The 14669-nt window shown below is 38.3% G+C and carries 18 protein-coding genes; all 18 read left to right on the top strand.

What is annotated here, in order from left to right:
• Window positions 1-12 precede the first annotated feature (12 nt).
• The 18 genes from codY (at window position 13) to HNQ80_RS12600 (ending at window position 14662) form a co-directional block, all read left to right on the top strand.
• Entirely contained in the window at window positions 13-792 is a 780-nt protein-coding gene (codY, locus tag HNQ80_RS12515) for a GTP-sensing pleiotropic transcriptional regulator CodY (RefSeq protein WP_184311002.1), read from the top strand.
• 346 nt (window positions 793-1138) lie between these two features.
• Window positions 1139-1546 (top strand): flagellar basal body rod protein FlgB, encoded by a 408-nt coding sequence (gene flgB / locus HNQ80_RS12520; protein WP_184311003.1) that lies wholly within the window; start codon window positions 1139-1141, stop codon window positions 1544-1546.
• A gap of 6 nt (window positions 1547-1552) precedes the next feature.
• Window positions 1553-1996, top strand: a complete 444-nt coding sequence (gene flgC / locus HNQ80_RS12525; RefSeq protein WP_184311004.1) for a flagellar basal body rod protein FlgC — start codon at window positions 1553-1555, stop codon at window positions 1994-1996.
• 18 nt (window positions 1997-2014) lie between these two features.
• A complete protein-coding gene (gene fliE, locus HNQ80_RS12530) occupies window positions 2015-2299 on the top strand; it encodes a flagellar hook-basal body complex protein FliE (RefSeq protein ID WP_184311005.1) in 285 nt (94 codons plus the stop codon).
• 34 nt (window positions 2300-2333) lie between these two features.
• The gene (gene fliF, locus HNQ80_RS12535; RefSeq protein WP_184311006.1) at window positions 2334-3893 is read left to right on the top strand and encodes a flagellar basal-body MS-ring/collar protein FliF; all 1560 of its coding nucleotides are present in this window, start codon (window positions 2334-2336) and stop codon (window positions 3891-3893) included.
• An 11-nt stretch (window positions 3894-3904) separates the two neighbouring features.
• Window positions 3905-4915, top strand: a complete 1011-nt coding sequence (gene fliG, locus HNQ80_RS12540) for a flagellar motor switch protein FliG (RefSeq protein ID WP_184311007.1) — start codon at window positions 3905-3907, stop codon at window positions 4913-4915.
• Window positions 4908-5669: a FliH/SctL family protein gene (locus HNQ80_RS12545; protein WP_184311008.1), complete on the top strand. Its 762-nt coding sequence runs from the start codon at window positions 4908-4910 to the stop codon at window positions 5667-5669. The genes fliG and HNQ80_RS12545 overlap by 8 nt, the downstream gene beginning before the upstream one ends.
• On the top strand, window positions 5662-6987 hold the full coding sequence (gene fliI / locus HNQ80_RS12550) for a flagellar protein export ATPase FliI (protein ID WP_184311009.1): 1326 nt from the start codon (window positions 5662-5664) through the stop codon (window positions 6985-6987). The genes HNQ80_RS12545 and fliI overlap by 8 nt, the downstream gene beginning before the upstream one ends.
• 11 nt (window positions 6988-6998) lie before the next feature.
• Complete coding sequence (fliJ, locus tag HNQ80_RS12555) at window positions 6999-7442, top strand: flagellar export protein FliJ (RefSeq protein WP_184311010.1); 444 nt, start codon at window positions 6999-7001, stop codon at window positions 7440-7442.
• A 9-nt stretch (window positions 7443-7451) separates the two neighbouring features.
• The gene (locus HNQ80_RS12560; RefSeq protein ID WP_184311011.1) at window positions 7452-8714 is read left to right on the top strand and encodes a coiled-coil domain-containing protein; all 1263 of its coding nucleotides are present in this window, start codon (window positions 7452-7454) and stop codon (window positions 8712-8714) included.
• 28 nt (window positions 8715-8742) lie between these two features.
• The gene (locus HNQ80_RS26480; RefSeq protein ID WP_184311012.1) at window positions 8743-10131 is read left to right on the top strand and encodes a flagellar hook-length control protein FliK; all 1389 of its coding nucleotides are present in this window, start codon (window positions 8743-8745) and stop codon (window positions 10129-10131) included.
• Between the two features lie 12 nt (window positions 10132-10143).
• Window positions 10144-10518 (top strand): flagellar hook assembly protein FlgD, encoded by a 375-nt coding sequence (locus tag HNQ80_RS12570; RefSeq protein WP_184311013.1) that lies wholly within the window; start codon window positions 10144-10146, stop codon window positions 10516-10518.
• Window positions 10519-10546: 28 nt separating this feature from the next.
• On the top strand, window positions 10547-10927 hold the full coding sequence (locus HNQ80_RS12575; RefSeq protein ID WP_184311014.1) for a TIGR02530 family flagellar biosynthesis protein: 381 nt from the start codon (window positions 10547-10549) through the stop codon (window positions 10925-10927).
• Window positions 10928-11009: 82 nt separating this feature from the next.
• The gene (locus tag HNQ80_RS12580) at window positions 11010-12392 is read left to right on the top strand and encodes a flagellar hook protein FlgE (protein WP_184311015.1); all 1383 of its coding nucleotides are present in this window, start codon (window positions 11010-11012) and stop codon (window positions 12390-12392) included.
• 64 nt (window positions 12393-12456) lie between these two features.
• Entirely contained in the window at window positions 12457-12678 is a 222-nt protein-coding gene (locus HNQ80_RS12585) for a flagellar FlbD family protein (protein WP_184311016.1), read from the top strand.
• A 3-nt stretch (window positions 12679-12681) separates the two neighbouring features.
• Complete coding sequence (locus HNQ80_RS12590) at window positions 12682-13470, top strand: motility protein A (RefSeq protein WP_184311017.1); 789 nt, start codon at window positions 12682-12684, stop codon at window positions 13468-13470.
• Entirely contained in the window at window positions 13470-14222 is a 753-nt protein-coding gene (locus HNQ80_RS12595; RefSeq protein WP_184311018.1) for an OmpA/MotB family protein, read from the top strand. The genes HNQ80_RS12590 and HNQ80_RS12595 overlap by 1 nt, the downstream gene beginning before the upstream one ends.
• Window positions 14223-14245: 23 nt before the next feature.
• Window positions 14246-14662: a flagellar basal body-associated FliL family protein gene (locus tag HNQ80_RS12600; protein ID WP_184311019.1), complete on the top strand. Its 417-nt coding sequence runs from the start codon at window positions 14246-14248 to the stop codon at window positions 14660-14662.
• Window positions 14663-14669: the final 7 nt, after the last annotated feature.

Consider the following 14669-nt stretch of genomic DNA (forward strand, 5'->3'; position numbering starts at 1 on the left):
AGGAGGAGAAAAATGGCTAGTACATTATTAGAAAAAACAAGACGACTGAATAAAATCCTACAGCAAACAGGCAAGGCGCCAGTATCATTTTCCGAGATGTGTAAAACACTGAGTGAGATACTTGATGCCAATGTTTATGTTGCAAGCAAGAAAGGAAAAGTACTTGGTGTAAGTCTTGCAGATGCTTCAGATTGTCCAATCATTACAGATCCTGAAACTGGAGAAGACAAATTTCCTGATGAATACAATGAAGAACTACTTAAGATTGTAGAGACGCAATATAATATTACGGGAGACTCATTGCTTGAGATTTTCAAGTATGATGTAGAAAGCTATAATAAGCTTGTTACGATTGTGCCTGTCAACGGGAGCGGTCAAAGATTAGGAACTGTAATATTAGCACGACATGAGAAAAGCTTTAATGATGAAGATTTAGTATTGGCTGAGTATAGCGCTACAGTGGTAGGCATGGAAATTCTTCGTGCGAAAAGTGAGGAAATAGAGGAAGAAGCAAGAAGAAAGGCTGTTGTACAAATGGCGATTGGAACCCTCTCATACTCCGAGTTAGAAGCTGTAGAGCATATATTTGATGAGCTTGAAGGGAATGAGGGACTATTAGTAGCTAGTAAAATTGCTGATAGAGTGGGAATTACGAGATCTGTAATTGTAAATGCATTAAGAAAGTTTGAAAGTGCTGGAGTAATTGAATCCAGATCTTTAGGAATGAAGGGTACACACATCAAGATTTTAAACGATAAGTTAACGGATGAATTGAAAAAGCTAAAAAGATAAATATGAATAATAATATCCTGCGAAAAGCAACCAAATCAATAGGTTGCTTTTTTTTATAAAAATTCAATATTTTAAAATTACAGTTGTGTTAAATTGCCTCAAAATCTAATGAGGTAATATCTTTTTACACAGCAATATAGTATAATATAAAATAATTATGTAAACTTGCAAGGCCTTAGGCACTATTTGACGAAAAAACGCATAATTTTGCAGCTTTTTAGTGAGATTTGTTGTATTATTATATTGGGAAAAAGAAGGAAAATGAAAAATCTTGTTGAATTATAGTACATAAATAATGTCGAAATTTCGTATATTATAGATTTTATTATAGGAGGCGTTCACATTAATGCTAAATAAATCCTTTGGAAATATAAAGACCCTTGAAAAGTCTTTAAATGCATCATGGTTAAGAAATGAGACGATATCTAACAATATTGCAAATGTCAACACGCCAGGCTATAAGCGCGAAAGTGTAGAGTTTGAGTCCATACTAAAGGATAGCCTTCTGAACATAGGGATTGAAGGGAAAATGACTCATGAAAAGCATATGCCGATTGGCGCTGTTGATATTGATCATATTGAGCCCAGTATAAGCAAAGATTTTAATAGTAAGTACAGGCGGGATGGCAATAACGTAAACATTGATGTTGAAATGGCCAGTCTAGCAAAAAACACTATTCGGTATAATATGATGACCCAAAGGGTTACTGGAAAACTCAACAAACTAAAGAGTATCGTTAAGGATGGGAGGTAGTAGGTAATGAGTATGTTTAAAGCAATTGATGTCAGTGCTACAGGTCTTACGGCTGAAAGATTGAGGATGGATATCATATCCAAAAATATCGCCAACGCCAACACCACTCGTACAAGTAGTGGTACTCCCTATAGAAGACAAGTTCCTATTTTTAAAGAAGCATCAACGAATTTGACATTTCAGCAACACTTAGACGCAGCAAAAAACGGGATTGTTGGGGGAAATGGGGTTGAAGTTACAGCTGTAAAGGAAGATAAGTCACCATTCAAGAGAGTTTATGATCCAGGTCATCCCGATGCGGACAAGGATGGTTATGTACAAATGCCCAATGTAGAGATTGTAGCTGAAATGATCAATATGATTTCATCCACAAGGGCCTATGAGGCAAATGTCACCTGCATTAATTCTGCAAAGAGCATGGCCATGAAGGCACTAGAGATTGGTCGCTAAAGTCAAGGAGGGTTTTAAATGAAAATAAATAATGTTTTGAGTATAGGAAATAACGATCTTCAAGTAAAAGAGAATAAACCACAAATTGACTTTGGGGGGTTTTTAAAGGATGAGATCGGAAAGGTAAATGAATTGGAACTCCAGTCTCAGCAAGCTGACGAAATGCTTGCAATTGGTGAAACGGAGAATATTCATGAAGTGATGATTGCTGCACAAAAGGCTGAAATTGCCCTACAGTTCACGATGGAAGTTAAGAACAAAATCATGGAAGCTTATAAAGAGATAATGAGGCTTCCGCTATAACAGAATTTGTATGATGATGAAATGAGGTGGATTAATGGGGGACACAATACAGCAAATGAAGCAGCAATTAAATGAATTTTATCAATCTTTGAATAAATCCCAAAAAATTAAAATTGGTGTTAGCGGATTACTAGTGATTACTGCAATCTCATTGATGGTCTTTTTTACATCAAGACCTGAATACACTCCTTTGTATAACAATCTGACGACCTCAGATGCCGGGGAGATGACCAAGAAACTTGATGAACTGAAAATACCTTGGAAGAATGCAGATGGAAGTGAAAATGGTAAAACAACCCTTTTGGTACCGAAGGAATACTACGATAAGGCAAAAATGAGTTTGGCCATTGAAGGGTTTCCAAAAGAAGGTTTTTCATATGAAGATATGATGAGCACTAGCAGTTTAACGATGACAAATGACGAACGAACAAAGCGTTTTATTATAGCACAACAGAATTCTTTAGCACAAACAATCGAAGAAATCGATGGCGTGAAAAATGCAATTGTAAATTTATCCGTACCAGATGATACAAAATTTTTAATTGATCCCCAGCAGTCTAAAGCGTCAGTATTTGTCAATTTGGACAAAGGTAAAGAACTTTCAAAAGAACAAATTGATGGGGTAGTTATGTTGGTATCAAATGCAGTAAAAGGATTGGCACCAGATAATATTTCAGTAGTTGATAATCTAGGTAGGTTGTTGAATAAAAAGGATAGCGAGAACTTCGATGCAACAACGCAGATGGGATTACAACAACAAGTGCAAAATGACTTGAAAAATAGTATCGAAGAGTTTTTATCTACAGTCTATGGTCCGGGAAATGTAGCTGTAATGGTGAATGTCAAGCTGGACTTTGATAGTGAAGTAACGGATATTAAAGAATTTTCACCACCTATTGAAGGGGAAACCAATGGTATTATTCGTAGCATGAATGAGTTGAAAGAGCAGGTTATAAATGGACAAGCTGGTGGGGCACCAGGAACTGATACGAACTCAGAAGATATTACTCAGTATGTTGAAGGCAGCAATGAAGCGTCTAAATATGATAAAGCCAATCAGACTATAAATTATGAAATAAATGAATTAAACAAGAAGATTGTTAAAGCTCAGGGACAAATCAAAGACATTACAGTAGCTGTTTTAGTAAACCAAGGAGCTTTAGTGAATCAGGAGTTGACAGAAGAAGATAAACAAGAGATTATCAATTTAGTCTCTGCTTCAGCCGGCTTAGATACAAAAGTGGTTGAAGTAATGGCGAGAGATTTTGATAATACCCTTAGCAAGCAGTTTGAAAACGCTAATGCGCAAAAAGGAAATACTGGACTATTTGGCAATATCCCACTTTGGGCTATTGGAATATTATTGGCATTCCTCGTGGGTGGCGCTGGATATGCAGTATATCGCGTGAGACAAAGAAAGAATGAAGTAAATGACTTGTTGCAAAATCAACCATTGACAGTGGAAGAAGTAATCGACGAAATTGATTTAGAAGGCAGCGAAAAATCTGGATATAAGAAAGAAATTGAGAAATTTGTAGACAAGAAGCCTGACGCTGTAGCACAGCTGTTAAAAACATGGCTAAATGAAGAGTAGGAGTGTAATTTATGGCTCGTAAAGCAGGAATCACTGGAAAAGAAAAGGCGGCAATATTGTTAATTGCTTTAGGACCTGATAAATCAGCGAAAATATTCAAACATCTTCAAGAAGAAGAAATTGAAGAATTGACGCTGGAGATTGCAAATATGCGAAAGATTTCTCCAGAAGAAAAAGAAAGGGTGCTAGAGGAGTTTTATCAGATATGCTTAGCTCAGGATTACATTTCTGAGGGTGGTATTAATTATGCTAAGGAGATTCTAGAAAAGGCGCTAGGTTCTCAAAAAGCATTTGACATCGTTAATAAGTTAACTGCTTCTTTACAAGTAAGGCCATTTGATTTTGTGAGAAAAGCTGATGCAGGACAATTATTAAACTTTATCCAGAATGAACATGCTCAAACAATATCTTTAATTCTGGCATATTTAAATCCATTACAGGCAGGACAAATTTTATCTGCTCTTCCTCAGGCAAAACAAGCTGAAGTAGCTCAGCGGATCGCAACCATGGATAGAACATCGCCAGAGATCATAAAAGAAATTGAATCAGTTTTAGAAAGAAAACTATCAGCTATGGTGACTCAAGATTATACAACTGCTGGTGGTATTCAATCTATCGTAGATATTTTAAATGCTGTTGATCGAGGTACTGAGAAATTTATTATGGAAACCCTTGAAATTCAAGATGTTGAGCTAGCTGAAGAAATCAAGAAACGTATGTTTGTATTTGAAGATATTGTTACCCTTGATAACACTTCCATTCAAAGATTTATACGGGAAGTTGAGAATAATGAGCTGGCAGTTGCATTGAAGGGTGCCACAGAAGAAGTAAAAGAAATCATATTCAGCAATATGTCTAAGCGAATGGCGGAAATGATCAAAGAGGATATGGACTTTATGGGTCCTGTCCGTCTGCGAGATGTGGAGGAAGCACAGCAGAAAATTGTTAATATTATCCGTAAGCTAGAAGAAGCAGGTGAAATTATCATTTCACGCGGTGGGGGAGATGAAATAATTGTCTAGGATTTTCAAATCATCCTACGTGAACATTGGAGAAATAAAAGAGATTCATGTATGTACAGTAATTCCGTCTACTGATATAGAAATGGAAGAAACAAAAGAGGAAGAAACAAAAGACGAACAAGTAATTGATGTGGAAGCCTTGTATGAAGAAAAGCTAAAGGAAGCAGAGCTTCAGATCAATGATCAACTAGCAGAGGCAAAAAGAGAAGCTGACGAAATTGTTCAGAGAGCCCAACAAGAGGCAATGAGTGTATTGGAAAAAGCAAGACAGGAAGGTTATGTTGAAGGAAAAGAAGTTGGATATGATGAAGGCAAGCGCTCAGCTGATGCGATTATTCAAGAGGCACTACAGATCAAAGAGCATATTCAATCACAGAAAGTGTCCATGACGAAGGAAATTGAAAAAGATGTAAATGCTTTAATTATCCAGATTGTTGAAAATATATTAAACATGAAAGTACAAGATTGTGAAGACGTCATCATGGGGCTAGTGAAGCTAGGATTGGATAAATGCACATATACGGATCACCTCGTTATTCGCGTTAGCCCAGAGGATTATGGTTTTGCTATGGCATCTAAAGACAAGATACTATGCCTTGCAGAGAATATAAGCGACTTGGAAATTAAGCAGGATGCATCGTTGAACAAAGGGAGTTGTGTTATCGATACAATCTCTGGAAGTGTGGATTCAAGCGTAGAAACTCAGCTGCAATACATCAAGGATATTTTTCTAGAACTGCTGGAAAGTGAGTGATAGCTTGGAAGCATTAAACTTAAATAAATATCGATCAGCTATTGAAAATGCGAATCTTATTAAGTATATAGGAAGAGTGTCTCAGGTGATTGGGCTGACAATAGAGTCCAATGGACCCGCAGTTAAGTTAGGAGAACTATGCTTTATATATCCCTTAAAAGGGAATCAGTGCATTAAAGCTGAGGTTGTGGGATTCAAAGATAGTAAAGTGCTTTTAATGCCCCTGGGAGAGATGGATGGAATTGGACCGGGAAGTAGGGTTGTAGCCACTGGCGATGCATTGTACGTCAATGTTGGAGACGAACTTCTGGGAAGGGTATTAGATGGCCTGGGAAATCCCATGGATGGAAAAAACAATATTGCATTAAATAGAAAGTATCCCATTAACAATCAGCCACCCGATCCGTTAAGACGTAAAAAGATCAATGATGTCTTGTCTTTGGGAGTAAAAGCGATTGATGGATTGCTAACTTGTGGAATAGGGCAAAGGATAGGAATTTTCGCAGGTAGTGGTGTTGGGAAAAGTACTTTACTTGGAATGATCGCAAGAAATACCATGGCAGATGTGAACGTCATTGCGTTAATAGGAGAACGAGGTAGGGAGGTCCGGGAATTTATTGAAAACGATCTTCAAGAAGAAGGACTTCGCCGATCTGTTTTGGTCGTAGCGACATCAGACCAGCCTGCGTTGGTTAGAATGAAAGGTGCTTTGCTGGCAACAGCCATTGCAGAGTATTTTCGAGACAAGGGGAAAAATGTAATGCTTCTAATGGACTCGTTGACAAGATTCTCAATGGCCCAGAGAGAAGTTGGACTGGCTGTTGGAGAACCACCTGTCACTAGAGGATACACACCATCTGTTTTTGCAGCCCTTCCTAAATTGCTTGAGCGTTCAGGAAATTCAGATAAGGGTTCAATCACTGGACTGTATACAGTGCTCGTGGATGGTGATGACTTGAATGAGCCAATCACGGATGCAGTAAGGGGTATACTGGATGGACACATTGTATTGTCGAGAAAACTAGCAAACAAGAACCATTATCCCGCCATAGATATCTTGGCTAGTGTAAGCAGGGTAATGCCTAACATTGTAGGAGATCAGCACAAGGCTATGGCGAATCAATTTAAAAATCTATTGGCTGTCTATAAGGAAGCTGAAGATTTAATCAACATTGGTGCCTATGTAAAAGGAAGCAACAAAGAAATCGATCATGCTGTTGCGATGATCGATAAACTAAACAACTATCTGAAACAGAATACCCACGATAAGTTTGATTATGAAGATGCTCAGCAGCTGTTGGCAGAACTAATGGTTTAGGGGTGTAGCCGATGAATAAATTCAATTTTAAATACCAAAATCTTTTGGGCGTAAAGGAAAAATATGAGGAACTGATTCAAGGCAAATTAACTACGGCTCTCAAAAGATTAGAGGATGAGAAACAAAGGCTTGTAGCATACGAAAAGACCAAAGAAACTTACAATGGTATGATTCATACAAAAATGATAGAAGGAACGGATCTATCGGTGATTCGCATATGGGATATTTACGTTAGAAGTTTAGATAAGAAAATATCCTACCAGACGCAAGTGATAGAAAGGTGTCATCGGGATGTGGATGAAATTCGAACAAGCTTGGTAAAGGCTTCTCAGGAACGAAAAACATTTGAAAAATTAAAAGAAATTGGTTTTGACGATTTTACTTATAATGAAAAAAAAGAAGAAGAAAAATTCGTAGACCAATTGGTTACCTTTAAAAATTTTAAAAGTATTTAGGGGGAAAAAATGGCAAAATCGAAACCACTTGAAAACGAGAACCAAGGCCTAAGCATAGGAAAAATCGTCATCATCGTCATCCTTGTTTTTACATTTGTTCCCATTAGCGTATTGAGTATCCTGTATTTTACAAATGAGAATTTTAAGTATATCGCTAACGGACATTTGGGCAATGCGCCTGGTGCTATAGGAAAGTACTTTCAGAGTTTTCCTACTAGAGATGAAAGGGAGGCCCAAAAGAGAAATGTAGCCAATTATCTATTAGATCTGGATACTTCAAGGGCCGCAGATAAATTGATCTTGATAAAAAAAGAAGACAATGCCTTATTCTCAGATCTGATTAAGATCATGTCTGAAAAAAATGCAAAGAAAACGGAACCAATCTTAGAGTTGATACGAGATAATTCCATTAAAAAGGATATTCTTACATCAACCATTGAACAGATTAATAGCGAGAAAAAACTTAGCCTGTCAGAACAAGCGAAGTATTATGAAACACTTTCTGCTGCCAGTTTGGTACAAGAGATCAACAGAGTACTTATGGATGGAGCGGTTTCTTTTCGGGATATGGGCTTGATAATTGAACAGATGAATGAAAAGATTGCGGTCAGTGTGTTAAATAACTTAGATGAGGAGATGGCCCTCAAAATCCTTTCTAACTTTGATTCCTTAGAAAAAGGAAAAAAGTTGCAAGAGATCGTAGCGCAGATGAAGGATAAGGAAAGAAGCCTTGTAAGTAGTGCCCAGATCTATAATACAGAATTACCTGAAAAGCTAATCAATGATTTGGGACAAGTAAAAAAATATAAACTGGAAGAGCTTTCCGTACTTTATAGAAATATGAGCATATTGCAAGGCGCTCAAATTCTTTCTCGGGTAGAAGATAAAGATTTTAAATTAAATCTATTGAACAAGATCAAAGAGGATGAAATTGTTCGAGAAGGAAATGATTTGGTTACTTCAGATCTCATAAAGGCAACAAAAATGTTCGAAGAGTATAATCGTAAAATTTCTGATCTTGTGAATGTTTATAAAAAAATGGAGCCGCAGCAAATTGCGGATTTGATTTCAAAGCTGTATAAAAATAACAACGGAGTCAGCAAGTATTCCTTTGAAAATGGCGAAAGTTTCAACATTACAGATAAGGATCTTGCCATAGAGGTGCTAAGAAAATTATCTGAAAAGGTGACGGCTCAAGTATTAGCCGGCCTTGATGCCGATTTAGCATCCGAAATCTCAAAATCATTGGCATTACCGAAAGAAAAAATATAAATATACTACATGAAAGGAGGTGAAAAAAGTGGCGCAGATAAATTTGAATGCACTATCAGCAATGATGCAAGGCACTCGCAGCATTAAAAAAGTTCAGAGTGACAGCAATACCCATCAAGGTGAGTTTGATAAGGTTTTTGAGAGCAAGCTTCAAGGAACAAAGTCAGAGCAGGCTGCCAAATATCAAAAGCAAAACGCTGTTCAGGACAAAAACTTGAACAAAACAGCAGCTAGTTCATCCGAAAACAGTAAAATTCAGACTCCAGTTGAGGATGAATCCAGTGTCGACGAGCAACAAGCTAATGATCAGGATATGAATCCGGACCTACTTGCTATGATTCAGTCGATGGAAAAAATGATGGAGCAGATTAACATGCTTCTTGAAGGTACAGGCGATCTAGATAACGATAGTATGAACGCCATGATGAAGGACATTCGTGTTCAGCTTGGTGACTTACTAGCACAAATAGAAAAGTTCAGTCAAGGAAATCTGACTCAAGTTGAACAGACTGTTGATCTAAATCAACTTACTGACGCTGTATCTAGTTCCCTCACTGCATTGGATGATCTCTTAAATGGAAGTGAAGGGAATGAAAAATCCATTGAAATGGGTTCCGTTTTGGAGAAGCTGGACGGCGTATTACAACAGCACATTGATCAATTGAATACTGCAGCAAAGGGAATCGTTGCAAATTCTCGGAATGACCTTGTGGATGCTAGTCAAACAGATGATTCATTAGATCAACATGTCAGTGAATTGAAACAAGAAGAACCTGCAGTGCATCTGACGAAGGTAAATTCAACGGAAGAAAAATCGTCAAACAGTGATGGTGAAGAATTGAATCATGACAGCCTGGGAAAACAGGAAAGTCTCCACAGTGCAAAAGTTCTTGTAAATGTGCAGCATACTGATGCGCAGCCTGTTCAAGTGCAGCAGGATAGCCCTGTGGAAACAGTGAAAGTTGATTTGCCTATCATGCAGCAAGTGAAGGCCAACAATATCATTGAACAAGTAGCCAATAAGATTCAAATCAATGTAGGAGACGAAGGCTCCGAAATGACATTGCAGTTGAAACCTGAAAACCTAGGGAAACTGGATATGAAGATCTCCATCGAAAGGGGCATTGTGGTAGCTCGATTCGTAGCTGAAAGTCAAATGGTGAAAGAAGTTATCGAATCAAACTTCAATACGTTGAAGGATGCCTTACAGGAGAAAGGTCTTGCAGTTCAAGAGTTGAGCGTTTTTGTTGGCAATGATCCAAATTATCAAAATCAACAAAACTTCATGACGTTTAAACGAAAGGCAAGTAAGGGCAACAATGGTTATGATGAAGGCATCTTTGGCGGATCTGTAGAGGAAGTGGCAGCGAATCATTCAAGATCTTTAAGCACATCAAAAATTGACTTTTTTGCATAAGGAGGTATAAAAATGGCAGATGAGATAATCGGTAAGATTGGCCAGAATACGTCAACTTATAACACGACAAGCACCACTGGTTCATCCATGGATAAGGATGCTTTTTTAAAGCTTTTGGTGACCCAGTTAAGTCATCAGGATCCATTGAATCCAGTAGAGGACAAGGAATTTATTGCCCAGATGGCCCAGTTCAGTACTTTGGAAGCAGTACAAAATTTAGACAGTACGATGGAAGAATCTATGGATTTGATGTATGACCTTACTACCGTTCAGGTACAGCAGGCAAAAGAGCATAATGAAAAGATTCTTGAGAGCAATCAGAAGATCATTGATGAGTTGGTAAAACTCAGTAAGGCCATTGAGGCATATGGAATAAAAACAGAATAATACATAGTAAGGCGAAGGAGGAATGGGAATGAATAAGATTTGGATTCAGAATACAAGGCCCATTAATCCTAGCGTAGGCAATACCAAGCCGCCTTCCTACGAAGCTGTTGAGAAAAAGCCCTTTGCTCAAGTATTAGATACAATCATCAACCATCAGGACGTAAAATTTTCAAAACATGCATTGCAGAGGCTTGAGGCTAGGAATATACATTTGGACAACCATGAAATCGATCGAATTCATGATGGTCTAAAGAAGGCGAGTCAAAAAGGAATCCGAGAAACACTGATTTTAATGGACAACAAGGCTTTTGTGGCAAGTGTCCATAACAAAACTATTATCACGGCTGCTCTGGACGAGCAGTTAAAGGAAAGTGTATTTACCAATATTGACGGTGCTGTCATCGTATAGCTGGACCTTATAAAGGAAGCTAGGATGATTCCTAAATGACAGAGGGAATCATAGGCACCAAATTGAAGGAGGTCATGTAAAAATGATGCGATCAATGTATTCTGCTGTGTCGGGTTTAAGTGCACATCAGACGAAAATGGATGTAATCGGTAACAATATTGCCAATGTAAATACCGTAGGATTTAAATCTGGAAGAGTAACCTTCCAGGAGGTTTTTAGCCAAACCATCAGAGGAGCATCCGCTCCCCAGGATGATAGAGGGGGTTCAAATCCCCAGCAAATCGGACTGGGTGCCAATGTAGCATCCATTGATACCATCTTCACGAGGGGTGCTGCTGAGGCCACAGGTGTAGCAGCAGACTTAATGATCAATGGAGATAATGGATTTTTTATTGTATCAAACGATTCAAATTTTGCAAACAGAAGCTATACAAGAGCCGGGAACTTCAAAATTGATGCTGCAGGAAATTTAGTTACAACCGAAGGCTATAGGGTACTGGGATATCCGGTTGAGGAAAGCTCTTATGGAGGCAAACCTGTTTACAAGACGAGTCTAGAAGGATTGAAAATCAATCAAGCAGCCACAGTCCCAGCCCAGATCACGACAAAAGCGACAGCTTCAGGAAATCTAGATAGTGAAACGAAGTTACTTGACCCAGCTCCTGCAAATCTTATATCGGAGGATCCAACTGATAGAGATGCAGTTTATATTAAAACTGCCGATGGGAAATATGAAACCAATCCCGATTATGCAGATTGCATAGCCAGGGAATATACTTTTGAAGTAAATGATAAGCTAGGCGGAACCCATACTATCAGACAAGCATTTATCAAAACAAACGAAAATGAATTCACAGTAGTCTCTTTTTATGAGGGAAAAGATGGAACAATGACAAGTTTTAAGGATGGGGCAACAACTAATCCTGCTACTGAGGTCATAAGTTTTGAAGACGGCATATGGGAGTCAGGCGGTCCATTAGAATTAACAATAGATGGAGCAGTTACAAATGGTGCGGGAGCTGTTATATTTAACGTAAATTATAATGATTTAACCTCCTATGCTTCGGATTCCAATGCATCTGCTGAGAAAGATGATGGCTATAAAGCTGGTACCTTGGATGGATACACCATAGGTGCCGATGGAACGATTTCTGGTATATTCAGTAATGGAGTGAAAACACCATTGGGGAGAATCGCCATTGCAAACTTTAAGAACCCAGCTGGTTTGCAGAAGACAGATTCAAATATGTTTATCAATACAGCCAACTCAGGAGACCCTATCATTGGTAAGCCAGGAGAGGCTGGGTTTGCTTCGTTAAATCCTGGGACTCTTGAAATGTCCAATGTGGACTTATCCAGGGAATTTACCTATATGATTACAACTCAAAGAGGTTTCCAGGCCAATTCCAGGGTCATCACTACAACAGACCAGATGTTAGAAGAGTTAGTAAACTTGAAGAGATAATCAATAAATTAGGAATTATAATCCCAATTTTGGGATTATAATTCCCTACTAAAAAGGTGATAAGATGATCAAAGTATCTCGATTAAGCGGAGAAAGCTATATCGTCAACAGTGAACTGATTGAGTTCATTGAGGCCACGCCTGATACGGTAATTACCCTCACTACAGGGAAGAAAGTTGTTGTGAAGGAAAACGTAGAAGAAATTGTACAACGTGCAATTGAATATAAACAAAAAATTTTCACCAAAGAAGTAATCATAAAAAGCATTTCAGGAAATGAGGTGTAGCTATTGGATTTAGCAACATTAATTGGAATATTACTAGGTTTTGGTTTTATGCTAATGGGAATTATGCTGGGTGGACCGATTTCATCCTTCTGGGATGGGCCTTCTGTGGTTATTGTTCTTGGAGGTACAGTGGCAGGTACGCTGGTAGCATTTCCACTCAGTAAGATGAAGCTGGCTATTCCAGTGTTGAAAAAAGCATTCTCTTCCAAGGAATTGGAGCCTGGGGATACGATTAACAAAATAATCGATCTGGCCAATACAGCAAGAAGAGAAGGATTGCTAGCGCTGGAAGAGGCATCAGAAAACTTGGATGATGATTTTCTTCAAAAAGGTGTCATGTTGATCGTAGATGGTACAGATCCTGAATTGGTTAGAAACATTCTGGAGACAGAGTTGGCCTTTCTTGAGTCAAGGCATGGTTCAGGAAGGGGATTGTTTGAAATGATGGGGAGTCTTGCGCCAGCCTTTGGTATGATTGGTACGCTTATAGGATTGGTACAGATGCTGCAAAAGCTGGATGATCCGAAGTCCATTGGACCGAGTATGGCTGTAGCCTTAATCACAACCTTCTATGGGTCAGTATTGGCAAACCTAATCTTTATCCCAATAGCTGCCAAATTAAAGGTTCGCAGTGGTGAGGAAATATTGATCAAAGAGATCATGGTTGAAGGTCTTTTGTCCATACAGGCTGGAGAAAATCCAAGAATTATTGAGGAGAAATTAAAGGCATTCTTGCCACCAACAACCAGAAAAAGCCTTCAAAATGGAAAAGGGGAAGGTGCTGAGACATAATGGCTAGAAAAAAAGGTCAGGAAGAATCCCAGAATGGTTCTCCAGCGTGGATGACTACATATGGTGATTTAGTTACCTTATTACTATGTTTTTTCGTACTATTGTTTGCCTTTTCAACAATCGATGCCAAAAAGTTTGAAGCAATCATGCAGTCTGTCCAAGGTTCTCTCGGTGTTTTAAAAGGCGGACAAACGATAAATGAAACACCTTTCGTAAATGAGGCATTAAATGAGGAACAAACAACGAAGGAATTGCAGGAGTTAGAGGACTTCAAAAAGTTACAGGAAATTATTGAAAAGTACCTAGAACAAAATGGCTTCCAAAATGAGATTTTGGTGGATTTGGAACCAAGGGGATTACTTTTAAGATTTAAGGACAATGTACTGTTCGATTCAGGAAAAGCGGATCTAAAAGGGAACGCCAATGAAACGTTGGTCTTCTTATCTGATCTACTGAAGCAAGAGGAGTTTAAAGAGAAATATATAAGAATAGAAGGTCATACTGATTCTGACCCGATCATCAACATAAGAAAATATCCTACCAACTGGGAATTATCAGTGGCGAGGGCATCCAACGTTGTAAGGTTTCTAATTGAACAAGCTGGTTTACAGCCGGACCGGTTATCGGCATCAGGATATAGTCAGTACCATCCTATTGCACCCAATGATACCGACGGAAATAAAGGGAAAAATCGTAGAGTAGACATTGTGATTCTACGGTCGGACTTTGTGAAATCAGAACCATATTATTAGAATTTCAAAAGGGGCGTAGCGATATGACTGTAAAAAAAGTAATGTTATTTAGTATCGTAGGTTTTCTAGTAACAGCAATTATTTTCGGTGGTGTTTTCTATTTTGCAGTTTATAAAACACCTGAAAAAACAGTAAAGGAAGTAAAGACATTTAGTTATCCGATAGGAGAGCTTTACTCCAATGTAAAAGATAGCAGAAAAATATTAAAAGCCAATGTAGTGATTGAAACGCTGGACGAAAAGATTCAGGGAAAACTGGAACCCAATAAGTCTAAGATCACAAACAGCATCCTTGAAGTTTTAAGAAGTAAGGACGAAAGCAGCCTGGCTGGTGAAAAAGGACAACAGGCATTGAGAACAGAGGTTTTAAAAGCGGTGAAACAAATTGTAGACTCTGACAAGATTACAAATGTTTACTTTGTCGAGTTTATTGTCCAATAAGAGGGGG

Source organism: Anaerosolibacter carboniphilus (genome assembly GCF_014205875.1).
GTDB lineage: Bacteria > Bacillota > Clostridia > Peptostreptococcales > Thermotaleaceae > Anaerosolibacter > Anaerosolibacter carboniphilus.

What these genes read in the sequence shown, in the direction of transcription:
- codY (WP_184311002.1), top strand. Translation starts at nt 13, where the DNA reads ATGGCTAGTACATTATTAGAAAAAACAAGACGACTGAATAAAATCCTA.
- flgB (WP_184311003.1), top strand. Translation starts at nt 1,139, where the DNA reads ATGCTAAATAAATCCTTTGGAAATATAAAGACCCTTGAAAAGTCTTTA.
- flgC (WP_184311004.1), top strand. Translation starts at nt 1,553, where the DNA reads ATGAGTATGTTTAAAGCAATTGATGTCAGTGCTACAGGTCTTACGGCT.
- fliE (WP_184311005.1), top strand. Translation starts at nt 2,015, where the DNA reads ATGAAAATAAATAATGTTTTGAGTATAGGAAATAACGATCTTCAAGTA.
- fliF (WP_184311006.1), top strand. Translation starts at nt 2,334, where the DNA reads ATGGGGGACACAATACAGCAAATGAAGCAGCAATTAAATGAATTTTAT.
- fliG (WP_184311007.1), top strand. Translation starts at nt 3,905, where the DNA reads ATGGCTCGTAAAGCAGGAATCACTGGAAAAGAAAAGGCGGCAATATTG.
- fliJ (WP_184311010.1), top strand. Translation starts at nt 6,999, where the DNA reads ATGAATAAATTCAATTTTAAATACCAAAATCTTTTGGGCGTAAAGGAA.
- HNQ80_RS12560 (WP_184311011.1), top strand. Translation starts at nt 7,452, where the DNA reads ATGGCAAAATCGAAACCACTTGAAAACGAGAACCAAGGCCTAAGCATA.
- HNQ80_RS12570 (WP_184311013.1), top strand. Translation starts at nt 10,144, where the DNA reads ATGGCAGATGAGATAATCGGTAAGATTGGCCAGAATACGTCAACTTAT.
- HNQ80_RS12575 (WP_184311014.1), top strand. Translation starts at nt 10,547, where the DNA reads ATGAATAAGATTTGGATTCAGAATACAAGGCCCATTAATCCTAGCGTA.
- HNQ80_RS12580 (WP_184311015.1), top strand. Translation starts at nt 11,010, where the DNA reads ATGATGCGATCAATGTATTCTGCTGTGTCGGGTTTAAGTGCACATCAG.
- HNQ80_RS12585 (WP_184311016.1), top strand. Translation starts at nt 12,457, where the DNA reads ATGATCAAAGTATCTCGATTAAGCGGAGAAAGCTATATCGTCAACAGT.
- HNQ80_RS12595 (WP_184311018.1), top strand. Translation starts at nt 13,470, where the DNA reads ATGGCTAGAAAAAAAGGTCAGGAAGAATCCCAGAATGGTTCTCCAGCG.
- HNQ80_RS12600 (WP_184311019.1), top strand. Translation starts at nt 14,246, where the DNA reads ATGACTGTAAAAAAAGTAATGTTATTTAGTATCGTAGGTTTTCTAGTA.